General features: G+C 33.3%; 22 protein-coding genes. All 22 read right to left on the minus strand.

All coding sequences use genetic code 11. From position 1 onward, the window contains the following. Positions 1–3: 3 nt before the first annotated feature. The 22 genes from GMB29_RS25100 to GMB29_RS25205 all read right to left on the minus strand — a co-directional run bounded on the left by GMB29_RS25100 (position 4) and on the right by GMB29_RS25205 (position 26,267). Positions 4–183, minus strand: a complete 180-nt coding sequence (locus tag GMB29_RS25100; protein WP_136352225.1) for an aspartyl-phosphate phosphatase Spo0E family protein — start codon at positions 181–183, stop codon at positions 4–6. Between the two features lie 175 nt (positions 184–358). Beyond that, the gene (locus GMB29_RS25105; RefSeq protein ID WP_136352224.1) at positions 359–1,711 is read right to left on the minus strand and encodes a glucoamylase family protein; all 1,353 of its coding nucleotides are present in this window, start codon (positions 1,709–1,711) and stop codon (positions 359–361) included. Positions 1,712–2,454: 743 nt separating this feature from the next. Beyond that, entirely contained in the window at positions 2,455–3,282 is an 828-nt protein-coding gene (locus GMB29_RS25110; protein WP_136352223.1) for a glycerophosphodiester phosphodiesterase, read from the minus strand. Positions 3,283–4,196: 914 nt separating this feature from the next. After that, positions 4,197–5,576: a sensor histidine kinase gene (locus GMB29_RS25115; protein WP_136352222.1), complete on the minus strand. Its 1,380-nt coding sequence runs from the start codon at positions 5,574–5,576 to the stop codon at positions 4,197–4,199. Next, positions 5,573–6,253, minus strand: a complete 681-nt coding sequence (locus tag GMB29_RS25120) for a response regulator transcription factor (protein ID WP_136352221.1) — start codon at positions 6,251–6,253, stop codon at positions 5,573–5,575. Before GMB29_RS25120 ends, GMB29_RS25115 begins: the two co-directional genes overlap by 4 nt. Positions 6,254–6,447: 194 nt before the next feature. Further along, the gene (locus tag GMB29_RS25125) at positions 6,448–7,122 is read right to left on the minus strand and encodes an ABC transporter ATP-binding protein (RefSeq protein WP_136352220.1); all 675 of its coding nucleotides are present in this window, start codon (positions 7,120–7,122) and stop codon (positions 6,448–6,450) included. A gap of 1 nt (position 7,123) precedes the next feature. Further along, positions 7,124–8,158 (minus strand): ABC transporter permease, encoded by a 1,035-nt coding sequence (locus GMB29_RS25130; RefSeq protein WP_136352219.1) that lies wholly within the window; start codon positions 8,156–8,158, stop codon positions 7,124–7,126. Positions 8,159–8,893: 735 nt separating this feature from the next. Next, positions 8,894–9,835, minus strand: coding sequence for an LCP family protein (locus tag GMB29_RS25135; protein ID WP_227551428.1), 942 nt, complete (start codon positions 9,833–9,835; stop codon positions 8,894–8,896). 699 nt (positions 9,836–10,534) lie between these two features. Next, positions 10,535–11,038, minus strand: coding sequence for a ferritin (locus GMB29_RS25140; protein WP_136352217.1), 504 nt, complete (start codon positions 11,036–11,038; stop codon positions 10,535–10,537). A 374-nt stretch (positions 11,039–11,412) separates the two neighbouring features. Further along, entirely contained in the window at positions 11,413–12,300 is an 888-nt protein-coding gene (locus tag GMB29_RS25145; protein WP_136352434.1) for an ROK family protein, read from the minus strand. A gap of 63 nt (positions 12,301–12,363) precedes the next feature. Next, entirely contained in the window at positions 12,364–13,311 is a 948-nt protein-coding gene (manA, locus tag GMB29_RS25150) for a mannose-6-phosphate isomerase, class I (protein ID WP_136352216.1), read from the minus strand. Between the two features lie 149 nt (positions 13,312–13,460). After that, positions 13,461–14,357, minus strand: a complete 897-nt coding sequence (locus GMB29_RS25155; protein WP_136352215.1) for a ketose-bisphosphate aldolase — start codon at positions 14,355–14,357, stop codon at positions 13,461–13,463. Positions 14,358–14,513: 156 nt separating this feature from the next. Then, the gene (locus tag GMB29_RS25160) at positions 14,514–15,368 is read right to left on the minus strand and encodes a class II fructose-bisphosphate aldolase (RefSeq protein ID WP_136352433.1); all 855 of its coding nucleotides are present in this window, start codon (positions 15,366–15,368) and stop codon (positions 14,514–14,516) included. Between the two features lie 19 nt (positions 15,369–15,387). Continuing rightward, positions 15,388–16,473, minus strand: coding sequence for a PTS fructose transporter subunit IIC (locus GMB29_RS25165; protein WP_136352214.1), 1,086 nt, complete (start codon positions 16,471–16,473; stop codon positions 15,388–15,390). A gap of 164 nt (positions 16,474–16,637) precedes the next feature. After that, positions 16,638–16,955 (minus strand): PTS fructose transporter subunit IIB, encoded by a 318-nt coding sequence (locus tag GMB29_RS25170; RefSeq protein WP_136352213.1) that lies wholly within the window; start codon positions 16,953–16,955, stop codon positions 16,638–16,640. Positions 16,956–16,971: 16 nt separating this feature from the next. Continuing rightward, positions 16,972–17,448 (minus strand): PTS sugar transporter subunit IIA, encoded by a 477-nt coding sequence (locus tag GMB29_RS25175; RefSeq protein WP_136352212.1) that lies wholly within the window; start codon positions 17,446–17,448, stop codon positions 16,972–16,974. 11 nt (positions 17,449–17,459) lie between these two features. Then, on the minus strand, positions 17,460–18,983 hold the full coding sequence (locus tag GMB29_RS25180; RefSeq protein WP_136352211.1) for a BglG family transcription antiterminator: 1,524 nt from the start codon (positions 18,981–18,983) through the stop codon (positions 17,460–17,462). A gap of 960 nt (positions 18,984–19,943) precedes the next feature. Further along, positions 19,944–20,744: a 6-hydroxymethylpterin diphosphokinase MptE-like protein gene (locus tag GMB29_RS25185; RefSeq protein ID WP_136352210.1), complete on the minus strand. Its 801-nt coding sequence runs from the start codon at positions 20,742–20,744 to the stop codon at positions 19,944–19,946. Then, positions 20,722–22,134: an O-antigen polysaccharide polymerase Wzy gene (gene wzy / locus GMB29_RS25190; RefSeq protein WP_136352209.1), complete on the minus strand. Its 1,413-nt coding sequence runs from the start codon at positions 22,132–22,134 to the stop codon at positions 20,722–20,724. The genes GMB29_RS25185 and wzy overlap by 23 nt, the downstream gene beginning before the upstream one ends. Positions 22,135–22,224: 90 nt before the next feature. Further along, positions 22,225–23,493 (minus strand): glycosyltransferase family 4 protein, encoded by a 1,269-nt coding sequence (locus GMB29_RS25195; RefSeq protein WP_136352208.1) that lies wholly within the window; start codon positions 23,491–23,493, stop codon positions 22,225–22,227. A gap of 10 nt (positions 23,494–23,503) precedes the next feature. Further along, a complete protein-coding gene (locus tag GMB29_RS25200; protein WP_168733792.1) occupies positions 23,504–24,907 on the minus strand; it encodes a lipopolysaccharide biosynthesis protein in 1,404 nt (467 codons plus the stop codon). 364 nt (positions 24,908–25,271) lie between these two features. Further along, the gene (locus tag GMB29_RS25205; RefSeq protein WP_136352206.1) at positions 25,272–26,267 is read right to left on the minus strand and encodes a glycosyltransferase; all 996 of its coding nucleotides are present in this window, start codon (positions 26,265–26,267) and stop codon (positions 25,272–25,274) included. Positions 26,268–26,274 lie beyond the last annotated feature (7 nt).

Here is a 26,274-nt window from a genome sequence, read left to right on the forward strand (position 1 = left end):
TATTTAAGAGCCTGAAACAACCATTAATTTTTGCAGCAAAATGATTTTCCTATCTATTTTTTGACTGATTTTTAGTACATCTGGATGTGTAAAACCTTTATTATTGACCAATTCATACATCGTTGAACGGTGGTCATCTATACAATTGCTTAAATAGTGGAGATTGTTTTGAAAATCGTTCATATATGGTCGTCCTTTCGAACTTAAGTAAATTATTACATATTTTAAAGGTGAAACGTTTCGATAACAGACATCATAATACGAGATTATGTAAGCTTTGTCACTAGATTACATTTTACATAAAATATTGAAAACTATTTTTCAGTATAAAGTGCCTTAGCCCCACAATTTATGCTGACTATTGAATCGAGAAAACTTCTTTTTCTAACAACTCTTCTGGCTTTTTACCAATTGGGTCGCTATGAAAATAGTCACGAATGACACCATCATTTACAAAATTGGCAATTGAGACCATGATCATTCCTTGATCAAGTGCGAGATATGCTTTTGCAAGTTCTCCGGTCTCTACATTCACTGAATCGAAGAATCCATACTTCCCATACATATTAAAGTCTTTTAATGCCTTGATGTTTTTCTGAACCGCTTCTGGTGCATAGTCTAAAGCTAAGAAAGTAGCATGTGCAGTAACAGTGGCTCCATCCTTATACCCTGAAGTACCAAGTGGCGTTGCCGCAAACTCGCTGTAGCCAGTTGGTGTTGCTGCTGGTGAAAATCCCCATGCAGCGTATCCTTTTTCTTTTGCATATGCAATTTGAAGCTCTACATGACGTTTATTATTCAAGCCTAATGCTTTTGTCCCAAGCTCTTTTTCTTTTAAAACAATTCCAGGCATTAGGCCTTCAAACATGCTTCCGCCCCAACTAGGAACAAACTTCTGGCCATTGTAAACATAATGACCTTCGAACACTGTCACATCGTCATATTGAACATCGTTTCCTTGTGGAATTTGAGCTTGCCAGTCCCACTCTTTTGGCATGGTTCGATACATCTTCCACCAGTGCTCTTCTGGTACGTCCCCTTTTCCAATAGAAATATAACTTGCCACTCGGGGCTCAGTATAAAACAAGCCATAATGATGGTCAGTTAACTTCCCTTTTGCCACATCATAGCCGCCGCGGAACTGGCCAACCTCAGGATCATATAAGGTCGTATAATTCATGTTGTCGACTAGCCTGCTGGTTTGATCATACAATTCCTCATAAGCTTGTCCGACTACGATTAAACCCGCTGAAAGCCAGCCATTGTCTACTTGAGAGATAAATTGTCCCCAATCTTTTTTTATGGAACCGTCCCCTGTATTGTACCAGTTATAAAAAAGGCCATTCCATTTTTCAAGCTCTTCTAACGTATTTAATGTCACCTTTATTCTTTTAACTGCTTCAGCTTCTGTAATCAGCCCCATCTGTTGTGCTGAAACAGTGCTCATCATATCCATTCCAATATTCGTCGGTGATGTATGCCTTGCTTCTGTTTTTCCTTCTTCAGTGAAGCGCACCTCATCATATGTCAAACCTGTATTTGGATCGGTATGATCCTGAAAGTATTTATATGTTTTCTTTGCAATCGCTTCCAATTCAACTTGTAAAGCTCTATCTTTTTCATAATCAGTGGCTGAAACCATATTTGTAATAACCAAATTTGTCACTAAACAAAACACAAAAAGTAAACTGACGATCTTTGCTTTTTTCATCATTTACCCCTTTCAGATCTAATTTATATGTCTATCGAAACGTTTCACCAACATTTTACCATAAACCTCCAACATTAGTAAGCATTTTTTTACTATCAGGATCATTTACCTATGTCTTTCTAATGAACCCATAAAAAACAGGCCTAAGTTATCACCCAGACTTTTTTTGGGGGAGAGTCCCCCTATTCCCTCTTATTTCTTACGATACCAGCAGAATAGGATATAAATTAATATGTTGGAATGCCAACCCAACTTCCTACTTTACTATTGATATTAATCTTGGAATCATTGATATTAAGATCATTAACAACTACCTCACACTTGTAATCGCTTCCGAATTATTGATAGAACGAATTATTGTACTCTTTCTAGAGCCACTACGTCCTACTACAACTACCTCTTTTTAATTAATTCTTAATTTTATATCTTTTTAAAAATAAGAGATTTTACCAAACCATTTATCTACTTATTGTCCCTATTAACAAACTGAAAGTCTCTGTTAGGCCACTTGATCATAATTTAAAATATTAATTCCTATTAAGTATGGGTTTGATCGTAAGATAAATTTAAACAGTTCATTTATTAATCTCTTATAACTTAAGAACTATTAATTCAACTAACAATTTTTCATTTTATCAAATATCATTTTTCTGCCAGCACTAAAATTTGTTGTTCGATAACCTATTATAGAAGAGAGAGACCAGCTCACCATTGGAGCCAGTCTCACTACCTCTCTTTAAGTGTTAATTTCTAGGATCCACATAATCAGGATAATCGGTAATAATAGCGTCTACTCCCATTTCAAAAAGGAAATCAGCTGCCTCTTGGCTACGAACAGTCCAAGATGAAATTTTCATTCCAAGTGTGTGAACTTGATTAACTAAATCTTTTGTCACAATTCCATAGTGTGGATTAAAGTAGTCAGCATAGGTAGAAAACTCCTCTAATGCTTCCTTTGTTGTGTCTAATGGCGAACCTGTTAAAACACCGATCGGAACATTCGGGAGCAGTTCATTCGTAAGTTTCATAGATTCAAAGTTAAAGGATTGAATAATAATTTTTCCATTTTGCGGTTTATCTAGATTCCGTTCCTTCAATTCCTGAGCGACACTCTCTTCAATCCCCGGGTAAAGCTCTGGAGCCTTTAACTCAATTAAAATGCCGATCTTACCATGATAGCGATCAAGAATTTCATCAAATGTCGGGATTTTTTCTCCAGTAAATTCCTCGCCCTTCCAGCTTCCTGCATCAAGGCTTTTCAGCTCTTCAAACGTTAAATCGCCTACTTTTCCTGTACCGTCAGTTGTGCGGTCAACAGTAGTATCATGAATAAGAACCAATTCGCCATCCTTGCTTCGTTGAACGTCGATTTCAATGTAATCTGCTTTCATTTCTACTGCTTTATCAAACGCAGCAATTGTGTTTTCCGGCGCATATGCTGAAGCACCACGGTGTGCAACATTATCAACCTTTCTCGTATCCCCTGTTGATTCATGTGCAAATGTTTGGTGCAACGGACTAAATAATAACGTAAATGCAATCGAAGCACCTGCTAATAATTTTCTGTTCATGTTTTACATCTCCTATCTAAATTAAATTAAATCGAAACGTTTCACTAATTATTTTAGATAAGAAATATTGATCCAATATGTAGTTTAAGTTACATCTAATTATTGTTTTTGTAAAAAAAAGTAGGATGAAGGTCTTATTTTTATTTACAACTAACCATCTTACTATTTTAAAGTATAACTGCATACACAATAGGATTAAAGTCCATAGTTATATTAAGAATATATAGTTACTTAGATAGATAATTCGTGGATAAACAAGGTAAATCATAACGTATTGAAATGAGATTTTTAACTTACTAATTTCTAATGAACTATTTATTTTTAATCATTTCCTATTTACAGATCTTTGTTTTATTAAAATCTGTCCTGGTAAAATTGAATTATTAAATAATTTAGCTTCTATTGGATTACCTGGCTATAATTGGTTGAGTTTGTAACACTTCTATAACATGGTCAAACGTATCTTTTTACTATAAAAATTGGAGGTTGGTTAACTTGATATCGAATGAAATAAAACGAAAACTTTGCCATATAGTTGGTGCTGAAAACTATGAAGATTCAAAAGCAGAGTGATATTTGGAAAACCTTATAATAAACCGCACATGCAAAAAGGCTTAACCAACCAACGACGAGGATATGTGCATGAATGGGACAGAATGCATACGAACCTGAACCAGCCATATGTGCCCCCAATATCGCTCCTATTATACCAATAATACCAGCAGTATTTGACTATTTTTATTCATAATAACAAAATCCTCCTCGACTTAATTTATAAATAAGTACCTTTCTCATGTTCTTCTATAATTTACTCCATAAATATGAACAGAAGATGAATAAAAACATTTACAAAAAAAGAGTCATTCATTACCGATTGCAATTCAATCGGCAATGAATGACAAATTGTAGTATTACTAATTAACAGGTAACTCAACAATAAACGTAGTTCCTTCCTTTTCTTTACTATTCACATTAATATGACCATCATGCAATTTGATAATGGTCCAAACAATTGATAAACCAAGTCCTGTTCCCTCGATTGTTCGTGTACGTGCGGTATCTGCCCGATAAAAGCGATCGAATATCCTTTCTATTTCTGTATGATTCAATCCTATTCCTGTATCTTTGAACGTTACTACTATCGATTCTCCTTTTACTTCAAGCAATATTTCAATAGTACCATCAGGTTTATTATATTTAATGGCATTTGTTAATAGGTTATCCCAAACCGTATTGAGCAAAGATGGATCACCGATCATTTCTGTATCTGGTAAGGAGTAGCTAAGCATTATGCCTTTTTCACTTAATAGCCATTGATAATTTCGTATCAATTCCTTAATTTGCTGACCGACATTGAATGGCTTTTTTTTCATCATATCATCATTACGATCTAATGAGGCTAGAAGTAATAATTGTTTGGTTAAAGTCGACAGCCTTCTAATTTCATCATTAATGATTGAAACGTATTGACCTCTTTCTTCTAGACTTATTGATTCATTTTCCAATAGGTTTGTATATCCTTTTATATTGGATAGAGGTGACTGAATATCATGAGAAATGTTCGAGATGAACTCCTTTCTTATGTCATCCATTTGTTCTAATTTTCTTGCCATTCGTAAAAAGCTATGTGAAAGTTCTCCTAACTCATCATGACGAGTAATATCGAGTTCAACATTGAAATCACCATTGGAGAGTGATTTTGTGGCTGTTGTTAATTTTGAAATTGGCTTTACTAAATATTTGGTACTAAAAACCACCATAACGATGCTCAAAATAATCGTGAATGCAAGTAGCCACCCAAATAAAAAATGCATCTCATTAAAAAGGAGTTTAATATCCGGCCTGAGGAACAGAGCGTAATTTTTTCCGTTATATGTTAATGGAACACCAATTGTATTCTTCAGTTCATTTGCAAAGAAGCCTGTTACAAACGTTTTTTGTGGAAAATGAAGAATACCATGATAAGTATTGCCGTTTAATACATACTCTTTCATTGAAACAGAAAGACTTTTATCCCTAAATGCTGCGCCAAAAAAAGACTCTTCTCCAGCATTGTCCACCAGATAAATTTGATATCCAATTGCTGAAATGTGTTCTAAGTACTCTTTCAAGTTCATATGAGGGTGCTCGTCAGTAAACATAGCGATCGATTGTGCAATTTTTGTGATTTTTTGATCGTTATAGGGTTTTAATTTTTGCTGATAATACGTATTGGATATTAAAAAGGCAAAAATACTACTAAAAATCATGATTCCAATCGTAATTGCAACAAATTTTACATAAAGAGATTTCATTCGCGTTTTGCCTCCAGTGAATATCCAACCCCGCGTATTGTTTTAATGTGAAAATCATCCGTCAATTTAGAAAAACGTTCTCTTAACCTTTTTATATGAACATCTACCGTTCGTTCATCCCCTTCATAATCTAACCCCCAAATATGTTCAATCAGGTGGTCTCTGGAAAACACTTGCATAGGTTTTGACATGAGAAAATACAAAAGTTCAAACTCCTTTAATGGTAAAAGGATCGTTCGGTCTCCGATCTTAACTTCATAGCTTTTTTTGTTTATCGTTGTCCTGCCTATGCGAAGAATAGATTCATCTGGTTGATGATCATATCGCCGCAACAATGCTTTTATACGAAAGCTTAATTCTTTCAGTTCAAATGGTTTAACAAGATAATCGTCCGTACCTGCTTGAAATCCTTGTTCCTTATCCTCGATTTGATTTTTAGCTGTTAAAAGGATGACCGGGATATGATAATGATTTCGAATCTCTTTCGTTAATGTATAGCCATCCATAAAAGGCATCATCACATCAACAACTGCCAAACTGCATCTTTCCTTATTAAGGATCTCCAAAGCTTCGATTCCGTCTTTTGCTTTGAATACTTTATAACCTTGTTCAGATAAATGGATATTTACAAGCTTTAAAATATTGATATCGTCATCAACAATTAGAATATTCGTCATAATGGTTACTCCTATAGGTAAAAATTAGAAATATATCTAAAGCTTCAGTTTTTTTATGTTGTCCACTATAATATAAAATTTAAACGAATTACATCAATAATAAAACTGTATATAAAAAATAGCCTAGCGCATATGGCAGGGCTACTTTTATATTAAAAAGCATAATTTCCTAAGGCTCTAAGGTTGAATCTTCATTATGCAATTAGACCATCACTCATTTTAATGATATGATCAGCGTAAGAAAGCATTTCTTCGTCATGTGTAACCATTAGGGTAGTAATGTTTAATGTTTTCGTTAAATCTTTGATTAATGACATAACATCTTTAGACCTTTTCGAATCTAAACTAGCAGTTGGTTCGTCTGCGAAGAGAACTTTGGGCTTATGAATGATTGCACGAGCAATTGCAACTCTCTGTTTCTCCCCACCTGATAATAAAGAGGGATAAGCATGTTTCCGATGGTCCATCCCAACTAATTGCAGAATTCTATTAGCTTCTCTTTTTTGTTCATGTTTCTTTAATTTCGATTCAGAAACATCCAGCATTAGCATTAGTTGTTCTTCTACTGTGAGAAAAGGAACAAGATGTGCAAATTGAAAGACAAAACCAAATTTACTTGCTCGTATTTTTCGAATTTGCTCTGAACTCATGGTCGTCATATTTTTGCCTTCGAATATGACTTGGCCATCTGATGTAGGTTGAAGTCCCGCAGCTATTGTAAGCAGCGTGCTTTTACCAGAACCTGATGCACCCACTAATGCTGTTACCTCACCTTCTCTAAGAGAAAGATTAATTCCTCTTAGTATTTCTTCTTTTACTTCCCCATTAGTAAACGTTTTTCTAACTTTATCAATTGTAAATATTGACATATTAAATCTCCCCTTGTTGGATCGCTTTTAATGGTTCGACCTTTTTTATTTGTATACCTGAGAGTGTAGCTCCAATAAATCCGATAAGTAGGAATACTAGAGACAATTGCGCTGTTGTTTCAATGGTTAAATTAAAGGGCATTTCTTCAGGTGCAATCATAGTAAAGACTTGACTAAGTGCAATAGCCAAAGCAAGTGAAGTTACTGTAATAAAAATCATTTGTGTCCACATCATTTTAAATAATCTACTTGTTTTTAGACCAATTGCTTTTAAAATACCGTACAAACCAATTTTTTGAACGTTCATCATGTAGAAAAAGATGGCAAACAACATTCCACTAATGACAACTAAAAACCAAACAATCATATTTAAAGACATCTGTTCTGCATTATAACTTGGAATCGTATTGAGAAAATCTTGCTTTGAAAATGATTGTAACCCCGTAAATTCTTGAGAAGAATCTCCTCCTGGTATGAAAACGAATTGCATTTCATCTACCCGATAAATTTCTTTGTAGTCCTCTAAACTAATAAAAGCGACAGGTGCATGGCTGAATTTCTTTTGGTCGACAAAACCTTTTACAATAAACTCGCCACTAAATTGATTGTTCGTTAAAATATCTCCAACTTTTATCCCTATATCCTCCATTGAGCGATCCAATATGATCTCCCCGGCTTTGACATCATTAAACAATTTTGAATTTGTTGAGGTGACAAAAGCAACGCTTTGTTGTTTGCCATTCTTATCATTCAAAAAGCCCATTTGAATTGATAGTGCTACAGCATCTTTCTGATCGTTTAGCAGTTTTTCCTGGATACTGCTATCTATTCTCGACAGATTATAGGTTTCGTTTGCATCTGCATTCATATAAAATTGTCCGTTTGGTAAATTTTTAATTAATGAAGCATTGTCTTGTGATAATCCATTTGCTAAACCTGAAATAATAAAAGTTAGTAAACTAACAAGAAAAACAATTGAACCTAATATCAAAAATCTTACTTTATTTTTCTTCATTTCTTTCCACGCGAGGTTCATCATTAACTCCTCCAATCTCTTTTTGACATCCTTATAATATACCTCTTATATGAATAGACGATGAACAGATTATTACATTTTTACACTTACTGTTAACAATGTCTGAATTCGCATTCCTCCTAAAAACCAATAAGATCAACAACATGAACCTGATAAAATAGTTCCTTAAACGACTATTTTTGGAACTGAAGACGGTTACTTCCAAAATAACTTAATACAATAGAATTTAAGGTTCTGGTGCAAGAAATCTAGTAAACTTGGACATACTGATAACTTTTATTCTGATATTTTTTGACTATTAACTCACTATTCCAAACAGTTATTAATGTGAACTTCACTCATTATCGATGGAATGTTATTTAATTTTAAAACCTCAAACACTCATAACCCCGTTCCTTAGTAAGGACGGGGTTAAAATAAAGTGAGACTTCCAACAGTGGGGGTTTTCTTCATCCCCACTGTTGGTTAGCGAAACTTATCACGCATAAAACGCCACGTCCTTATGTTTTGCCTGATCTTTGAACGTCTATCGCTCGTCGGATCTTTACGGGCAGTCATCTCCCACTTATCTTCTTTGTTTCTCTCGAATCTTGAAGTAGGAGTATTACTGCCCGCCTGAGAATGGGATAAAGTTGTTTCTGTAGTGCTTTGAGGAATTTATGAATGAATTTTATAGACTAATGCTGAAATCAACCCCCATTTGATTTTTCTACTTCATTATGACCAACACTATCATTATTCGCCTACTAAAAACTCTTTGAGAGCTTCCTTATTTTGTTGAAAGTCCACCTCTAATACTTCACCATTATCCTCATAGCGTTTATTTTGAAAAGTGCCATCTTCAGGGATGCGTAAAGTCTCTAAATCTCCACTTTTCTTTGTTACAATGTCTTTTCCGATAGTAAACAGTGTAGAAGTATCCATATTTGTATTAACATATGAATTCAATATACCCAATAGCTTAGGGAGTTTCGCCACATTATCAATACTTATAGATTCTTCCATTATCTTTGAAACAACTTCTTGTTGTCTTTGTACTCGGCCGAAGTCACTCAAACGATCTTGACGAAAACGGACATATCCTAACAACTCTTTTCCATGAAGTATCTGCTTACCTTTCTCTAACTCCATTCCAATACCAGAAGACATCACATGTGGTACATCTACTTGAATTCCATCTGGAACGAGGATATCTACTGCTTCTTCGAATCCTTTAAAATCTACAATAGCATAATAATTAATATCTAAATTAAAATTTTCTGTAATGGTTTCCCTCAATAATTCTGGACCTCCATATGCATAAGCCGCATTTAATTTTCCCTTCCCATGTCCAGGTATAGAGGTATACATATCACGCATAAAAGAAATAAGTTTAACCGTATGAGTACGTTGATCATAATGTGCAACCATAATCGTATCAGTTCGAGCCTGTTTTTCCCCTCTAGAGTCACTTCCTAATAAAAGAACGTTTACGGCACCTATTTCATCATTCTTCCCTTGAAAAGAATAGTTTCCTTTATCATTTTTAAATGATTTATTGTTAGCTTCTACTGTTCCTTGTATGTACTGATAAACACTATATACCCCAATAATAAAGATACACAGAAGAAGAAGCGCTCCAAATACTCTTCCCCATCTTACTCTGACTCTTTTTCTTTTCTTTTTCGACTCTCCCAAACTTTGCACCACCTAAACCGTAATAACAAATTAACTTAAACAAGTTTTAAACTTAGCTCCCATAACTTTTACAGTATATGGACACACATTCGGCTCTTGAAGGTAAAAAAAACTTGCATAATATTCAGAGCCCGTCTTGAAGTAGTCATTATCCCATAACTTATTTTCATTTGTTCAAATTTCTGATTACATTTGTTTAAAATTCTGATTACATTTCATTCGATTTTTTCACCGGAATCGATTTTATGGTATACAAAAAGGCTAGGATACGGCCTCATCCTAGCCTTTTTGTATTGGGGTCTTCGCCTCATTCCTTTTATAAAATTCAGCATATAACACGTTTTTATCTTTTACTTCTATAAAGCTAAGTACTGAATTCTGCTTTCCTGAGTATAAATGTCAATAAAGTTATGTAAAATTTTGATTGTTTTAGAATGTACATTTTTGTTTGTATTTGCCTACTAGCAGATTGGAGTATACAACAAGTATCCTCTTCACAGACCCATTATTATTACATATATGATATAAAATGAACGCAGTGAATGATTAAAGTATTTAAGGGAAATTAAAGGCTGCCAAGGTTTCTCGACAGCCTGAGACTCATCCTATTAAGTATGAGCCTTTTACTATTTATCCTTCTCCTACTCTACTGACTCTTTAACTAAGTATAAAATTTGGATGGTGACTGGCACCCAAACTCTAAGCTTCTGAAGCGAATGTCCGTTTTCCCAGTTCACTATCAAGCATAAAAAAGGCGTTACTATCTGTATCAATACGCTTTAATTTCTGAATAAGATTATCGAATGTTGCTTCCTCTTCAACTTGTTCTTCAATAAACCACTTCAAAAACGTCATTGTCGCATGCTCACGCTCATCTAAGGCAATATCAGCAAGTTCATAAATACGTCGAGTAACCTCTTTCTCATGTTCTAACCCTTTTTCGAATACTTCTAGTACGGAATCAAAACCATTATGTGGAGCAGGAAAGCCCTCTACGATTGCACGCTCCCCCATATCATTAATGAAGTTATAAAACTTCATCGCATGAAAGCGCTCCTCTTCAGCTTGTACTAGAAAGAAATTTGCAAAACCATCTAAGCTCTCAGCTGAACAATAAGCAGCCATTCCTAGATATGCATGTGCAGAGTAAAACTCATAGTTCATCTGTTTTATTAAGCCCGTTACTAGTTTTTCACTAATCATCATATCATCCCTCCACAGCTACTATATCACACAAGATCATTTAATAAAAAAAGCTATCCTGATGAAACAGGTATAGGTATATTTTAACAGAGGAAGCCTTCTCCTACTATTCATCCAACAGATTTTTGTCATCCAAAAAGGAGAGCTAATCATATTAATGACTGACTCTCCTTTTACTTTATTTCGAAGTATTTCAAAATATGCTAGATACGTTTCTTTAACCTCGTGCCTTCAGCTTGCGCTAGACAATAAAACGAAGCAGAAAGAACTTATACTTTCTTTACTTTTCAAAAAAAGACCTCAGTTCAATACCTGAAGCCATCCTTATGTTCTATTTCTTTTTATTAAAGTCTGCGACCCTTAATACATACAACTTACAGATGCCTCATTTCAATAAGGCTGTTCTGAGCAAGTGCAATTGCCCCTGCTAATCCAGCATTATCACCTAGACCTGGAGGAACGATATAAGAGTCAATATCATCTAAAATCTCGTTTGCTTGTATATAACCGTTTAATAGTTTTACTACTTCTTTTCGTATCAAAGGAAAGAGTTGTTCTTGTTTCATGACCCCACCACCTAAAATAACCTTTTTAGGTGAGAGAATTAAGATATAATTAGCAATCGCCTGTGCTAAATAATAAGATTCTATTTCCCAGACCTTTTCGTTATTGAAGAGTTCCAATCCTGCTTTGCCCCATCTTTTTTCTAGCGATGGACCTGAAGCCATTCCCTCTAAACAATCTCGATGGTATGGGCAGCATCCTTCAAAACGATCCTCAGGATGTCTTCTTATCAAGATATGGCCCATTTCTGGATGAAGGAGGCCATGAAGAAGTTGACCTTCTGTCATTGCGCCAACTCCTATCCCAGTACCAACTGTTATATAGATGCAGCTATCCAGCCCTTTTGCGGCTCCCCATTTACTTTCACCAAGGGCTGCACCGTTTACATCTGTGTCAAAACTGATAGGAACTGAAAAATGTTTTTTTATTTCACCAATGAAGTCAAAGTTGTTCCAATAAGGTTTTGGTGTACTTGTGATGTATCCATAAGTTGTACTGTCTTTATTAAGATCAATAGGACCAAATGAGCCGATTCCGATCGCTTCGATGTTTTTCTGGCTAAAGAAAGATACAACTTGTTTCATTGTTTCTTGAGGTGTAGTGGTTGGAAAGCTTACCCGGTCATAAATCTGTCCATTTTCCCTGCCTATCCCACAAACAAATTTTGTCCCTCCTGCTTCAATTGCCCCAAATAGCATCATAATTCTCCCCCAACATTTTATTCTTAAAATTTGAGTTACTTTCACTATTAGCTATCCTATTTAAGGATGTGAGACAATCATTTGCATATTTCCCTCTAACACAAAGGCTCCCATATTGTTTGGTAAGATAAAATGCTGCCCCTTATTTAGTAGATAACTATCATGATTCACAGTTAACTTACCTTTTCCATCAATCAAACTTACTGACATAAATGGTTTATCTTGAATCATTTCTAAACGGGAATAAACGTGCCACTTAGAGACAGTAAAATATTGTTCTTCAACAAAAGTTGTAATTGTAGAAGTGTTTATTTTATGAATGATAGGGTCAACTTTTCTTATTCGATGAGGAGTAGTCGTTACTTCAATTGCTTTCTCTAAATGAAGTTCACGTAAATTTCCATTGTGATCACGGCGGTCATAATCATAGACACGATAGGTTGTATCTGAGCTTTGTTGAGTTTCTAAGACTAGAGTCCCATTGCATAATGCATGAATCGAACCACTTGGCACATAGAAAAAGTCACCAGGCTTTATTTTCTTTCTCGTTAATAACTCGTTCCACTTATTATGTTTAATCATGCTTACTAACTCTTCTTTTGAACGAGCATTGTGACCGAGAATGATTTCAGCATCGTCTTCACAATCGATAATATACCAGCATTCTGTCTTGCCTATTTCACCGTTTTCACACTCTTTTGCGTATTGATCATCTGGGTGAACCTGCACAGATAAATTGTCATTTGCATCTAACACTTTTGTTAATAAAGGAAAACGATCACCTTCCATCCTTCCAAACAATTCACGATGATCATTCCAAAGTTCACATAATGTGCTTCCTTTGTATTTCCCGTTTGTTACCGTACTTTGCCCATTTGGATGGGCAGAAATCGCCCAGCACTCGCCCGTCGTACTCGATGGGATATCGTAGTTAAATATATCCTTTAATCTTGTTCCACCCCAGATCCGTTCTTGGAACACAGGAGTTAAAAAGATTGGTTGAATCATATCATCATACCCTTTCTACTACCTTAATAAGTTCCAATACATTGGTTCCAACATCGTTCATTTTAATTTATTCATTTCGTCAATAAACTTTCTGAAAAAAACAAAAGAAGCGCGATTAGCATCCCCGCACTTCTTTTGCTTCCTGCCCCCTACTTCACTAACAAACCAGCCTTACTTGAAGCTCCATACAGATCAGCTTTCCCGGTTGAACCAAATAACTTCATCTTTCTAGCTATGACTTCTTTCGCCGCAGCAGTTGAGCTTGGGAAAAGTACATCTGGTTCATATCCATTTGGGTATTCTTGCAGAGTTTCTCTTAATTGATTGAAGAAGGCGCGTTTCATTTCACTTGATAAATTGATTTTTCCGATTCCGTATTTAACGGATTCTGTAATGTCCTCATCAGGGTTATCTGAACCGCCATGCAGCACAAGAGGAATATCGATTTTCGAATGAATTTGTTTTAACCGATCAATTTCTAATTTAGGCGTCATGTGTTTTGGGTAAAATCCGTGTGCCGTACCAATGGCAATTGCTAATGTATCAACATTTGTTCGATCAACAAAGTCTCTTGCTTGGTCAGGATCTGTATAGATAATATCCATTGCGCCGCCTTCAGAGCTAGTACCTGTATCACCAATCGTTCCTAGTTCTCCTTCAACAGATACACCAACAGCGTGTGCGATCCTTACCGCTTCTTGAGTCAGCTTCACATTCTCTTCATATGGCAGATGTGATCCATCAATCATGACAGATGTAAATCCATTGCGAATCGCTCTTACAACATCTTCAATCGTTCCACCATGATCTAAATGAATGACGATCGGCACCTTGGCATTATGAGCTGCTTCTCTGCAGTAGGCTGCAAAGTGATCGGTCATTAAATTGATTTCATTAGGGTGAATTTGCAGAATTGCTGGTGAGTTTTCAGCCTCGGCTGTTTCAATGACAGCTTTTACAAATTCACTATTTGCGATATTAAAGGACCCAACAGCAAATCTCTCTCTAACAGCTACACTTAATAATTCTTTCATCGTTGTAAGCATTTACATTACCTCCTGAATTTGGACAATCAATTTTTTGTGAAACGTTACCTCTGAAATCCTCTTTGACATGGACGACAATTTACCCTACTAGCTCTATCTGCAAAACCTAAGGAGAACGTGCAACCTCTAAAAATTGTTTCATGTTTTCTTCTCTTTCTACAGTGATTTCCCTTCTGATTGGGATAATTGAATATAATCCTTTACTAACTCTTTTCCGGCAGATACTGTTCGATGAATCATCTCAAAATAATCTAGACTACCTTCGTCTTTTAAGCTTTCTTGAATACTATGAATCTGTGCTTTCATAAAATCTGAACCAACATTAATCTTATTAATGCCAAGTTCAATCGATTTTTTGATATTTTCCTCTCCACAGCCAGACCCGCCATGTAAAACAAGAGGCATGTTTGTTTCCTGTTTAATTTTTTCTAAGATATCAAAACGGAATTCAGGAAAGTAGCCTTCTGGATAATCGCCATGACTGGAGCCAAAGGAAATGGCTAACGCGTCTATCCCTGTTTCTTTGGCAAAATAGATCGCTAGTTCCGGATCGGTATACATTTCATCATCGGTCATATGATTTCCAGCCACGGAACCGATATTGCCAATTTCTCCTTCTACACTGGCGTCATAGGTTTGGGCAAATTCGACCATATTGCGTGTAATTTCGATATTCCGCTCGATCGGATATGCGGAAGCATCCATCATCACACTCGAAAACCCATCTCTTAAGCATCTTTTGACAAACCCTATATCCTGTCCATGGTCCAGGTTAATAGCTACCTCCACACTTGCAGCATTCGCCATCTCGATAATTGGTTGAGTGAGAAGCTTGCTTCCTAAGTGAGCCATCAAATGATCTTGTAATAGGTCAATAATGATTGGTGCTCTCAATTCCTGAGCTGCGTCAATCACTGCTTTAGCGGTCTCTAAGTTAAAACAATTGATAGCCATTACTGCATATTTGCCTTTATTGGCGCGTTCCAGCATGCCTTTCATCGAAACATATATCGTAATCACTTCCAATCTATTAAAATGAGATTTTTATATCTGATAAATCCATTTCTTCTTCTTCAGTCGTATCCACTGCATTTTCGACAGGCTCCTTCTTCCATAAAAACAGCATGACTCCAGTAATCATTGATCCAATCAGTAAAGCTAAACAGAATAATAGAGGATGATTCATTGCTGGCACGATAAACATACCGCCTGAAGGAACAGGTGAGCCAACTCCCCACATCATCGAGAATCCTCCTCCGATTGCTGCACCAGTCGTACAAGAGACGACTACTCTCACAATGTCTACAGCTGCAATCGGGATAACACCTTCGGTAATCATACAAACTCCCATTGGAAACGCGATTTTAATATTATCCTCTTCTGATTTGGTATATTTCTTTTTACGAAATGCTTTTGCCATAACCCATGAGAGTGCTACCCCAAATGGAGGAACCATGCTGGCTAAAATTTTGACTGCTTCAGGTTCATAAATTCCCTCTAGTAAAAGTCCATCGGCAAAAAGAGAAGCAGTTTTATTGACCGGACCACCGAAATCGAATGCTGCCATTCCTCCCAAAATGGCTCCAAATACAAATCTCATCGATCCTTGCATGCTTGTTAAAAAGGATGTTAGCCCATCTGTTGCCCATACAATTGGCACCCCTAAGACAAAGAACATCAATAGACCGATAACCAAACTGGATAGTAAGGGAATGATCATCATCGGCATTAAGCCTTCTGCCCATTTTGGTACTTTTAAATTGTTTTTAAGAAATAAAACAAAATAACCGACAATAAATCCACCTAACATTCCGCCTAAAAATCCAGCACCGATTGCATTCGCAATTAAACCCATTAATAGGCCGGGGGCTATCCCTGGACGATCAGCTATGGAGTAGGCAATGGCACCAGCGATAACAGGAGCGAGTAATCCCATCCCTAACACACCTAAAGAGACAAGAGCTGATGGAATCGAATAGGCTTCCTTATAATTTTCAATAACAGTTCCACCAGTTAAATTACCAATTGCAATTAAAAGTCCTGACGCAACAACAAGTGGCAGCATAAAGGATATAGCAGTTAAAGCATGCTTCTTAATTTGAAGTTTTTTTAACATATAATTGCCCTCCTTTTACAGTACGTTCAGCATCCTCTTTCCAGTTAATTTCCAGTTCATTGATATTTTCATAAATTGCTAGATTAGATAGTGGAGCTAGCCCTCACTATCTGACTAGTCTTTTACTATAATAAATCTAAAAATTCTGACTCATTATTACAGAATTATTGTTTTAAATTTAATTCTTCTTCAATCTTTTTATATAATTGCTTCGGTGCCTTTATCGCTATATTGGTTGGAATTTCGATTATTTTCTTTCCTTTAAATCGTTCTTTCCCACTAATTTTGATATCAGCAGCTATAATGACCAGATCTGCTTCCATGATTTCTTCCTTCGTTAATTCATCCTCTGTGCCAATTGTTCCTTGTGTTTCAATTCGAACTTGATATCCTAGCTCTTGACCAGCTTTGATTAGTTTTTCCTTCGCAATATACGTATGGGCGATGCCAGATGTACAAGCAGAGATCCCAACAATTTTCATTCTTCATTCCCCCGAATTAATTATTTTTGGATAATAGATTTAAAAAATCTTTCTTCGTTTGAAGCGTTTGGAACTGTTCAATCGTTTCTTCATCAGACAATAAGACGGCTATTTTCTGAAGCAGTTTGATATGTGTTGTCGTTTTATCGGTATTTTTCACAGCAAACAAGATGATAATATTAATTGGACTTCCATCCATTGACTCCCATTCCACATGCTGTTTTGTTCGGCCAATGGCAATTGAGGTTTTGAGAACATAATCTGATTTTCCATGAGGGATCGCGATCCCTTTTTCTAAACCAGTCACACCCTCACTTTCACGATACATCACATCCTTAATAAAACCTTCTTCATCATCTATGCAACCGTTTACAAACAATAGATTTGTTAATTCCTTAATCACTTCGATCTTCGTTGTCGCTTGTAAATCCAATTGAATGAGATCCTCCGTTACTACTTTACTAAAATCTAACTCTTCCATATTAACCACCATCTTAGAACCTCCTATACTTTTAGATAATTGTTCTGATGTGAACTTTGTTGTTGATAATAATTTTTTATAAATTGATGAATTTTATACTTTTCCTCATCATTTAAAATAGGGCTGACAAGAATCGTAGGTTTATCGACAATACTGTGCGTTTTGACAGTAGATATAATGAGTTCAACATCATCATAATCACTTTGCTTAATCCGCTGTTGAGCAATAATTTTTTTTACGTGTATTTCCGGAAAATTTTTCTTGATTTTCCCGCTTAGCAAGTGAGATGTACCAATTCCACTTGAACATTCAATTAATATTGGTATTTTATTAGCAAATCTTTCATCGTAGGAGATTTGAAAATACAACGCGATATAGCCAATCTCTTCATCTGTTATCGATTTATCGTAGATGCCTTCTTGATTTAATTCTTTGGCACTGTCTTTCACCAGATTAAAAATCTTTGGGAAATTCGTTTTTATCGATTTGATAATAGGATTCATAATATAGATTTGATGATCTAGTCGATAGACCATTGAATAAAGATGCAAGGTCAATCGCTCGACCAATTCTTTATCTTCTATAAACTGATAACCGCTGTTTTCTGTTACGTTTAAAATGAACTGCTCAGCTAGTGTCTTGACTTTTTCATTCTTGATTTCTTTGGTATCTTGATTTAGGAAAAACTTAGAATTGAGTTTATAAGCTTTTAAAATATAATAAAGAGAATACATTTCGTATGGTTTTAATCGAATGGTATAAAGCAATTCCAGCTTATCCACCAAATGTTTCGTCATCGAATAGATAGCTGAATTTCCATCTATTTCTTCGTAGATTTTTCCCTCGTTGGCTAAGAGCTGCATCCCATTCGTGTGCTTTTCTATAATAGAAAGAAGCGAACAAAATAATGTTAAATAGTATGGCTGATCTAAAAGTAAATCATGTTCCACTTGCATATCATGAAGCAGCTTCTTTAATTCATCCAATCTGGCATTCTTTACTTTTATATTCTTAATACAATCAGGTATATCATCTTGACTTAATGAATCTCCTGTTTGTTTTAAATAACTTTCAATAATGACAGACATTAAGCGATATAATGCAAGTTGATCCCCCTCTAAACAGGTACCGTTATTCTTCCTTGATAAATGTAAGTTGTACGGCGTTATTTTCTTCTCTATATGCTTAAAATCATTTATGATGGAGCTTTGACTCACAAAGTATCTATCTGCTATTTTCTGGATGGATGTTTTACAAGGTGCAATAGAAAGGAGATATAATAATAGGTTTAAACGTCTTTCTTCTGGATGTTCAAATTCACCATGGGCGCTGTTTTCCTCAATAAGTTCTAATGAATATCCATTATTCTCTTTCTTTATAATTCGATAAGAGGTAGGATTATTTTCTGATATTTCATTTATGTCTCGATAAATAGTTTTTTTAGAAACATGTAGCTTTTCAGCCAATTCAGAAGCTGTTACATATCTCCTCTCCTTTTGCAAAATTTCGATGATTTTATTGTGACGCTCATTCAGGAAATCATTCATGAATTTTTAACCACCTCATTTCTTGCTCTTATATTATCAGAGTTGTAAGCGCATTCACAATTACAATTTTGTTTGAAATTTTATGTCCCTATTGATGTGGAGCAACGGTGATAAAGACCTATTTTAGAGTGTCACTGTGGTCAGGGCTTATCCCAAATACTAAATGTGAAAGCCGTTATAGGAAACGAATCAGGAGGGAAAAAATGAGGTGGAACGAAGACTATGTTTCACAAAATTTTATTTCGCGTGAGGTATCACAATTAATAATTGTACAAAGGAACAATGGGACGGTTCCTACGTTTGCAGTCTGACTTACAGACACCATAAGCTAACATATTTTTGTTTGATTTAAACCAATAAAACAAAAGAAACGTCCATTTGTTTCAAGAGGAATGACCTTCCCTTCTTCTAGTTATGCTAGCTATCTGCCAAGCTATGCGACGGAGGGAAAAATTACAGAGTGGATTGCTAATAAGAGGATTCCAACGCTTAGTGTAGGACAAGCTTTAGGGCCTGGAGCGTTGGTGCCGCAGATGGTAGTGCATTTACTAGATAGGAAGATGCCGATGATTGTACCAGAAAAATGTCAAGTGCAGTTGGAATAGTTTTATGGCGGTGCACAATTTTTGTACCCATTCCTTTTTTACTGTCACTGTAATCATCGAAAGAATGTAAAGATTTATAGAATATTAGCTTAACCTCATCCTCTATACATAATAATTAACCTTCATATCCTCAAAATATAGCTTTTTTAAAAATGATCTTGAGAAATTGGGTTACTATGATGAAAAGGTCAAAAAGTTGCATAAGAAGAGAAAGGTTCAGAATTTATCATTACTGAACTTCCCCTTAAATCTGATTTAATTTGTCTACTTTAGAGATCGTTATAATTAAAACACTCTATTTTAATAATTTTAAAAGAAATATTATTAATACGGATAAGTAACTTAATGTTATTTATTATAATACTTTATCTAAATTTACTCTTTCAAAGACTTCTAACATTCCTCCACGTGTTGCATTATATATCTTTATTCCAAATTTATCTGCATACTTTTTAGCCACTTTAAAATCTTCAATCATACTTCTACCAGCAGATTTATAATATGGATTATTTATTTGGTGATCAACTAAATACCTTTTTTTTGCGTCATCACTGTAATTACAATCTACGCCTATCAAATATATTTCTTTAAAACCCATATAAATAGCTATCTGTAATGCATTAAATACAACAGTATTTGCATCATAACAGCAAACATGTATATTATCAGAAAATTTTTTATACTTATTAGTTGTTAAGTAGTTATTTACAGGATTTATAGGTACATATGTGTGTCCATCTTTAACATCCTTACTCTTCGGACTGGAGATAAAGATATTGTTAGTGTCATCTTTCGGTAGATTGTTAACTAACTTTTTATATGCCTTTTTATCAGAAATAACAAAATAATTAGTTTTCCATTTAAGTTCGTTAAATAATAAACATAATGCATTGGTGCCAAAAGTATATTCACTTTTCAGTTTATAAATATCCTCTTTTGTTAAACTAGGGCCAGTTCCAATAATAAAACACCTTTCTCCGGAGTGAATGTCTTTAATCTTTTTAATATAAGAATTAGATTTATCCAATCCATATTTTCTAAATGATTCTCTTAATTTGCGATATGGATAAAACACTACTAAATAAATAAAGCACCTAATTTTTAAATAGTAGCCTAGTAATATATCATTTTTTTCAACGAGCTTTCTTATTTGCATAGTTATTTTTTCCTCCTTTCCAAATTAATGTGAGGTTTAATTTTATGATTAAAATAATCATCGATGTCCATATAAAAATACGCAGTAGTTTATAAGTACCAGAACGTACTGTAAACAATAACTCCAATATTAACGGTAGAATTAAAGCAACTTTAAAATACTTTCCTTCTTGTAATAATCTTTTAATAGTATTATTTAACTTTTGAATAATTAATCCATATATTGCAGATATAAATATTCCAACATTACCAAAGTCAAAATTAAAATCTCCAATGTACGAACTACCATAACGACTTAAATCAAAAGCATTATAAATGTTATAATTATTGAATTCACTAAATAATTCTGACACTTTTGGTATTATTGTTAATATAGAATAAAGCACTTGACCGCCAAAGATATGATTAACCTCTTGACTAAGAGTTATACAAACAATATTTATTGTAAACCCTAACTCGGAAAAGGTGTTAAGAATAACACTATTTTCAAGATTAAATATTTCAAATAAAGAAGAAATACTTAATCCCTCAGCCCTATTATTTCTTATTACAATAAACCATGAAAGGGTGAAATAACCAGCTATTACACTATAAATTATAGTTTTGAATTTGGGCTTTTCTATACTATTAAAATACAAATAAAGGAAAAGAATAATATTTAGAATGGTATATGCCCTTTGACCAGCAAATGTTCCTAAGAAAGTATAAAAAATAAAAGCTACAGCAATCAATCTTACTAATTTTATATTATTTTTAATAGATACTAAGAGTAAAAATACACCAGGTAACAATAAATTTGATAAGTATGAGGGCAAAACTCCTACAGAATTCTCTATAACACCTACATATCCCCCAGCGATCATTCCTTGTATCTTAATTACTAAAATATATACATTTACTGGAAGGGAAATAATTATCAATATTATTCCTAATATCTTATTAAATTTATTGGAATCCGAATTATCTACAGAAATTATTTCACGTTTAGAATGATGTGGCATTAGTACCATCATACCTAAAAATAACATCATGATTGACTTTAAAGAATATTCTACCGCTTCTCTGTATACATCATTTCCATATCGAGTTGTTGGTATAGCATAAGACATTCCACCAAAATCAAAATCAATTAAAAGTAAGAATTGATATGATAAATGAAATACATATGAAAAAAGTAAAAATAAAACACTAATAGAAAAAAACTCATATTTTAGCACTTTTATAAAGACTAGTTGTATAAGTAAAACACTGAGTATTAATATATTAATTATAATAAGCCATTCGTCATAACTCATTTCAGATATTACATTTAGTATTAAGAAAATAAAAAGTATTGTTAATAAATATAGAGAAATTACCGAAAGTTTTCTAAGATTTATTTTAAAATCCATAACTCTTCCCCTGCATAGTAACAACTATATTACGTATTAGAATTATTAGATCCATTTTCTTCAAAACTTCTAATTCGTTTTCAATTATGGTCATATATTTGACTCCTCATAGATTTTCTTAATTATTTCAGCAGTATATTTTGGAGTTGCATCTTTAAAAAGTTTTTCAACAACCTCATAAGATATATGGGAGTACTTATGTTTATCACAAAATTCAACAAATAATTTTACGTTATCCTCAAACTTATCATCATCCTGCTTTAAACATAATGATAGCGGATATTTATTAAGGATTTCTAAGTTAGTATCGTTAGGATTAGAGTAAAAATATATAATAGGCTTTCCAAATGATAAATACTCAAATATTTTACTTGGAACTTGCTTATTATTACTATTTCCAACTGCAATTAAAATATTTGCTTTATTTAATTCTTTATATGCTTTTTCGGTAGAAACCTTACCATGATTAAGGATTGGTTTATCCATTTTGGAATATTTTTCAATTATTTCATTACAATTACCAAAGGTATATAGATGAATAGTTGCATTAATACAAGATAATGCATTATCTACAACCTTCAAAAAGTACTTTGGATCTCTAATTTTTTTATAGAAACTCCCTGCATATATTAATTCAATACTCCCCTTATTTTCTACAGGGTCCTCAGAGTACTGTTTTAATAAAGGATGTTCAACTACTACCAATTTATCTTCAAAATTAGGAAATTCTAAAGAGAAGTGCTCTCTTAACTGATTCATTATAAGTATTGAACTCGTATTCTTTAGCATATCTTCTTCTAATAGTAAATGTTTTTTTCTTTTAAGTTTCATATTTATTTTCGTTCTATGCAAGGATTCATTATCAACAAAATTATCAAATAAATAGGGGATAATTTGAACCTCAGAATATTGATATTGGCTCTTAAACTTACATGCTGCAATAACACTTTCAAAAGGCATACAAGCAGGGATAATTAGATCAATGGGTTCTTGGATATTATATAATGTATCTAGGTAGGAATTCACTAATTCTTTCCTTAAAGTGACCCTTGAAAAAGTAGTCTTTATTACTCTTGAAACCTTATATGTCCCTTGTAACACCTTGTAAATTTTTTTCTTAAAGCCTTTTTCAGTATTAATTTTTGAACTCAGTATCTCTCTGACATTGTTTTCACGTGTAGCTACTCTAATAATTTTTTGCTTATTAAAAACTTCAACATCAGCTTGTTCATTAAAATTCTTTTGACAAATAACTGTAACTTTGTTCCCTTTTGCTAATTCATCAGCAACATTACCAACACAGTTTCCAACAGCTGAATAGTATGGATAATAGTTACCTACTATAAATACAATATGCAAATTATCCCCCCTAAAATAAGTATCTTATAAATTGATTAACAGTCTTTATATTACGGATTAAACATATACAAAAAACAATTAAATAACCGAAAAAACCTATTAATAAGTTTGATTGGTAAGCAAAGAAAATAAAAATTATTATGCCAAAAATCTCTACTATTATATTTGATTTATAATTAATAGAAAGGATCTTTTTTAAATATATCTCAGATAAATATAACCTTATTCCCATAGCTAAAAAGGTACCAATAGCAACCATTAGTACAGATTTATTAATAAGATATGAAGGTACTATAATAAGAATAGCTATTATTACTCCTACAATATTTGCTCTAAGCATCGCTTTCTCTTGTCGAAGTAATTTGTAATATGGATTTATTAAAATTTGCATTTTTGATTGAATAAAGATTATAGCAAAAATTATAGGCAAATATTCAAAAATTTGTACATATTCATTCATAACTCTACTAATAAATACGTACAAAGGAAAATAAAAAATCAACAGCCCAAAAACTATAATAACCATTATATTATTCAACTCTACAAAATACTTCGAGTATCGTTTCTCTTCTAACCTATTTAAAGTGGGATAAATAACTAACCCAACAGCTGAAATAAAAACTAACAATAAGTTTATAGTTGAGAGCGCAAAAGAATAAGTTCCGTATACTTCAACATTTTCAAATCTCTCTATTATAAATCGACCGAACCCCAAAACTAACATACCCGCTAGATTAGCTAACATCAATTTTATTCCGACCGAAATATTTTCAAATAATTCTTTATAGGCCGTTTTTATATTAATTCCTTTTCCATATAATATGTCCTTACATGAATAACACATTATAGCCAAAACTATAACTTTTGAAAAAGTATCAACTATGACCACTAAAATATACTGATCAGTTTTAAAAATGAATAATAAAATTATTATTAAAAGTACAATGATTTTATCAAGTATAGTATAGATACTATATTTTTTTATTTGATTAGTTACTTGTAAAATGTAAATCAAGACACCTGATAGACCTGTAATTGGAATGTTAATTGAAGCCCATAGCAGGGCTTTCTGTTTTTCTATATCAGGTTCAAGTAAAATTAATAAAGAAACAATCAACATAATGCATATTTGAATAGAAATGAAAACCCTAATACTTGATCTAAATACTTTTTTAGGCAAATCCTGATAATTATATTTTCCGTAGCGCAAGTATATTCCATCATTAAAACCTAGAGTAAATACACCTACATATGAAATATATAAAAGGTAAACTTGCCAGTATCCAAAGTTGGTTGTACCTAACATGATCGGTAAAATCAAAATCTTTAATATTCCGAGTACTAAACTAACCGATTGTGTTATAACTACAATAATCGAGTTTTTAAGCCCTGATTTTATAACTTCATTCTCCATCATAAACCTCAAATCTACTAATGATGAATATTATTAAATATTATTAGGTTATTACTTTATATTCACTTTTCTAAGCAATAGATTATAGATTTAAAAACACAAATTCTTCGACACTATAATCTGAACGTAATAAAACTGACCAATTATCAAATCTAAGTTGTCTAAGTCTATAGAATAACGTGACCTTGAGCTTTTCCATATATTCATATTGTGCTATCATATAATCGAAATTTTAAAGTGAGATGATTGTCTCCTACCATCGGAAAATTCACCATTTATTAGTATTACATTTTTATTAGATAAACTATAGAACAGAAATAAAAAAATCTGTGTAGGAAAAAAACAAATATATAATCCAATACCATTACATGAGTTTTTCCTTTAATAAATACTCTAGATTATTTGAATTAAATGGATCAAAATAATTCACATCACTATAATCCTCTAAAACCTCTCGAGAGAAACTGCAATCAGAAGCTAATATTGGTGTTCTGTGCATTCTTGCTTCTAGTAAAGGTAATCCAAAAGTTTCAATATATGATGGAAATACTAATATTGATTTTGTATATAAATCAAAAACCTTTTCCCTTGAAAGACTCCCAACAAATTCTATCGGAAGTTGATGTTGTTTTACCTCTCTATATAACTTTATGATATGGTCATTTTCATCACCAACTAAAGTGAAAATAACCTTAAAATCTGTAATATTTTCATCTTTCAACTTTTTGCATGCATTAACTATCAATTCATGATTTTTATAAACAAACTCACTTGCAGGGTAGAAAAAGGTTGAAAGAGACTTTTTATTTGGTTCAAAAAAATGCTTTATATCTAAATTTATTTTAGGAGGCATCACACTAATTTTATCACCTTTTACATATGTTCTTTCTATACAAGCTTCTTTCATCCACTTGGTTTGAACAATTACCTTATCAGCTTCCTTGATTGATTTTATAATCTTTTTAGAAATTATATTTTGATAAATCCAGAGAAGCCTATCTTCCTTTAAAGTAAATTTATAATTAATAAAAGGCAAGCAGTTATGAACATATAAGGTTTGATTTACATTTGTATGGGGAATAATAACGTTTTGAAACGAAACTACCTTATCTATTTTGTATTTCTTAATTAATTTTGGTGCGATAATATTATCAAAATATAACCTGTGAAACCAACTTTTCTTTAACCAAGGAAACCGCAGTACTTTAATATTATCAGTTTCTTTAAGGTTTGGTTTACTAAGAACAAAAAACCAATTAATACTCTTATCTTTACAGTACTTTGTGTCATCATAAAATTCATTTAAAATTGATAATGCTCCAACAGACTCTGCTGGAACATTAAAAACCATAATATTCATATGATTA

Origin of the sequence: Metabacillus sediminilitoris (assembly GCF_009720625.1) — a bacterium.
Classification (GTDB): Bacteria; Bacillota; Bacilli; order Bacillales; family Bacillaceae; genus Metabacillus; species Metabacillus sediminilitoris.

Bases quoted from the DNA above. Each gene is read 5' to 3' on its own strand.
- GMB29_RS25100 (WP_136352225.1), bottom strand. From the start codon at position 183: ATGAACGATTTTCAAAACAATCTCCACTATTTAAGCAATTGTATAGAT.
- GMB29_RS25105 (WP_136352224.1), bottom strand. From the start codon at position 1,711: ATGAAAAAAGCAAAGATCGTCAGTTTACTTTTTGTGTTTTGTTTAGTG.
- GMB29_RS25110 (WP_136352223.1), bottom strand. From the start codon at position 3,282: ATGAACAGAAAATTATTAGCAGGTGCTTCGATTGCATTTACGTTATTA.
- GMB29_RS25115 (WP_136352222.1), bottom strand. From the start codon at position 5,576: ATGAAATCTCTTTATGTAAAATTTGTTGCAATTACGATTGGAATCATG.
- GMB29_RS25120 (WP_136352221.1), bottom strand. From the start codon at position 6,253: ATGACGAATATTCTAATTGTTGATGACGATATCAATATTTTAAAGCTT.
- GMB29_RS25125 (WP_136352220.1), bottom strand. From the start codon at position 7,122: ATGTCAATATTTACAATTGATAAAGTTAGAAAAACGTTTACTAATGGG.
- GMB29_RS25130 (WP_136352219.1), bottom strand. From the start codon at position 8,158: ATGAACCTCGCGTGGAAAGAAATGAAGAAAAATAAAGTAAGATTTTTG.
- GMB29_RS25140 (WP_136352217.1), bottom strand. From the start codon at position 11,038: ATGATTAGTGAAAAACTAGTAACGGGCTTAATAAAACAGATGAACTAT.
- GMB29_RS25145 (WP_136352434.1), bottom strand. From the start codon at position 12,300: ATGCTATTTGGGGCAATTGAAGCAGGAGGGACAAAATTTGTTTGTGGG.
- manA (WP_136352216.1), bottom strand. From the start codon at position 13,311: ATGATTCAACCAATCTTTTTAACTCCTGTGTTCCAAGAACGGATCTGG.
- GMB29_RS25155 (WP_136352215.1), bottom strand. From the start codon at position 14,357: ATGCTTACAACGATGAAAGAATTATTAAGTGTAGCTGTTAGAGAGAGA.
- GMB29_RS25165 (WP_136352214.1), bottom strand. From the start codon at position 16,473: ATGTTAAAAAAACTTCAAATTAAGAAGCATGCTTTAACTGCTATATCC.
- GMB29_RS25170 (WP_136352213.1), bottom strand. From the start codon at position 16,955: ATGAAAATTGTTGGGATCTCTGCTTGTACATCTGGCATCGCCCATACG.
- GMB29_RS25175 (WP_136352212.1), bottom strand. From the start codon at position 17,448: ATGGTGGTTAATATGGAAGAGTTAGATTTTAGTAAAGTAGTAACGGAG.
- GMB29_RS25180 (WP_136352211.1), bottom strand. From the start codon at position 18,983: ATGAATGATTTCCTGAATGAGCGTCACAATAAAATCATCGAAATTTTG.
- GMB29_RS25185 (WP_136352210.1), bottom strand. From the start codon at position 20,744: ATGCAAATAAGAAAGCTCGTTGAAAAAAATGATATATTACTAGGCTAC.
- wzy (WP_136352209.1), bottom strand. From the start codon at position 22,134: ATGGATTTTAAAATAAATCTTAGAAAACTTTCGGTAATTTCTCTATAT.
- GMB29_RS25200 (WP_168733792.1), bottom strand. From the start codon at position 24,907: ATGGAGAATGAAGTTATAAAATCAGGGCTTAAAAACTCGATTATTGTA.
- GMB29_RS25205 (WP_136352206.1), bottom strand. From the start codon at position 26,267: ATGAATATTATGGTTTTTAATGTTCCAGCAGAGTCTGTTGGAGCATTA.